Source organism: Streptomyces sp. NPDC054783 (assembly GCF_053611725.1).
In genome coordinates, this window is the sequence record NZ_JBSHAY010000097.1 from 1 (window position 1) to 2048 (window position 2048).

The following is a 2048-nucleotide window of genomic DNA, read 5'->3' on the forward strand; positions in this document are numbered from 1 at the left end:
TTTGCAGCCAAGGAGGAAGCGGCTGACGGGTGACCAGCCCAGGACGGCGGCGTGGGCGAGGTGGAAGGCGTCGTGGAAGCGGTAGTCGTCCTCGACCCTGGCCGGTGTCTTCTTCAGCGCACCGGCCGCGTCCGCAGCAACACTGCCGTCCTCCAACACCGCCCACCACTGCATCCCCCACACCACCGGCGCCTGCGGCTGGACGCACCACCAAAAGCCCAGGGACAAGTACGAGACGGCCAAGTGCATGGACGCCTCGCTGTCCTACTCGCGGCACTCGCAGGGCACCTGCTCCCACCACCACGGCGTCCGCTACTGGTTCAAGTAGCCCACCACGACACCGCAGGTCGCCTCCCCCACACCACTCGGAAAAGGCGACCTGCAACGCTTTCAGTCCCCGGCCGCGCACCTCTGGTGTAAAGGTCTAAGGACAGTCAACGTGTTCGGTGCGGCGGGCTGGCCGCGTCGCTGGTAACGCCGACACCGTCCTCGCCCCCCGGTTCACCGAGACCGCCGAAGCCACCTTCAACGCTCGCGGTGCTCATACCGGCCCACAACGAAGAAGACCGCATTGCTGCGGCCATCAAGGGAGGCGCGGCCGGATTGCGGGTTCCATGTGTTCCCTCATCAGGTCCTGTCGCCTCCTCGTATGGCGATGCGTCCTACATCAGGATGTCGAACGGGACGTGGCTGGATCGACAGCGGCGCCTCAGTTCTTCCCAAGCGTGCCCCGCGCGACCGTTCACCTGCGTCGTTCGGCGGCATCCCGGTGCCCACTGTTGCGGTGGCGAGTCACCAAGAGGCGCGCCGACGGCATTGCCTGCGCGAGGGCAGCCCGTCGGCGGCAGGCATGCCGCCAGTCTCTCGTATGCCGACTGGCGGCCCGGCTCACGGTGCCAGGAGGATGCCGCGACGCAGCAGCGGGGAGCTCGCGCGGCCGTAGCCCTGCCTCTTGAGGTACCTAAAAGTTACGGTTGACGTGACCTTCGATCGGTCCGCTGTTGCGACGCGTGGCGAGGCCGGCGGTCACGGCTCAGGTCCTGACGCCGGTGGCGGGCGAAGTTGCGCAGTCCTGGCATGTCGGTGGGCTCGGTCTTGGCGATCCACTCCGGCAAGCGCCCGCCGTCGAGGTACTTGATCATCCGGGCGAAGTCGCCCGTAGGCGTACGCCGGCATCACGTCGCGGTGGTGGCGATCCTGTGCGTACAACCGAACGTAGCAGTCTCGAAGTTGCTCGACCTTGCGCTGCTGTTCAGCAGCCCGCTGCACCGCGGCACGAGCCCGCTCTTCCTGCGCGCGCTCTCGTGGCTCGGCGCGCTGGGAAAGGTTCGACGGCGCCGAGCGCTAACGGCGCCTGGCCGCCGGTCCGTCCCGTCCGGCCTCGCTGAAGGCCGCCACGCTGCGTGGCGTGCAGGTCGACCGCGTCGCACGCCACCGTCGCAGACGGTCGAATTGATAGCCGATGGCGGCTCGGAGAAGGCGGGTGAGTGGACTCAGCCAGAACCGGGCGGCGCCGCCTCACCAAGACCGTCATCCGGCTCCGCACTCGCCGCGCCAGCCGGCTTCGCTTCCCTCCGGGGCGACTTGCGAGCCAAGCCAGCAGCCGCGCGAGCCAACTGCTCCTGCAACTGGCCGAACGCCGCCGAGGCTGGCCGCTTCCGCAGCCTGCGTTTTCTGCTCATATGGGCATAACGCGCCACTGCGCCACCCGTCACCCAAATCCCGCCGAACGGAGCACGCGTGCATGTCAGCAGGCAGCTTGGAACGATCTATCCCACGCGTCTGATACAGCGGGGCGAACTCCTGGCCGCCTACGGGGAGAACGAAATGGCCGTTGACAGGCTGGATCGAGGTCTGCGCGGAGCGGTTCGGGGAGGCGCCCCAGGAGGTCTTCCACGAGGGCAACTCTGAGCATCTGCGCCGCACACGCCCGGATGGTGAAGCGGCCGGGGCCGGGACTGTAAATCGTTCGGTGTAACTCCCGATCATGGAAGATGCATCGATGACCAGTGAGAACGTGGCCAAGGACGAGGGTGTCGAGTCCGCAG

The 2048-nt window shown here is 67.5% G+C and carries 1 protein-coding gene and 1 pseudogene; one reads left to right on the forward strand and one right to left on the reverse strand.

The window, feature by feature from the left end:
- Window positions 1-228: pseudogene (locus ACWGJ5_RS46485) on the reverse strand (hypothetical protein); the annotation flags it as partial.
- On the opposite strand from ACWGJ5_RS46485, the gene ACWGJ5_RS46490 reads away from it, so the two are divergent.
- The gene (locus ACWGJ5_RS46490) at window positions 143-328 is read left to right on the forward strand and encodes a DUF3761 domain-containing protein (protein ID WP_453315630.1); all 186 of its coding nucleotides are present in this window, start codon (window positions 143-145) and stop codon (window positions 326-328) included. The pseudogene ACWGJ5_RS46485 and the gene ACWGJ5_RS46490 sit on opposite strands and share 86 nt — an antisense overlap.
- Window positions 329-2048 lie beyond the last annotated feature (1720 nt).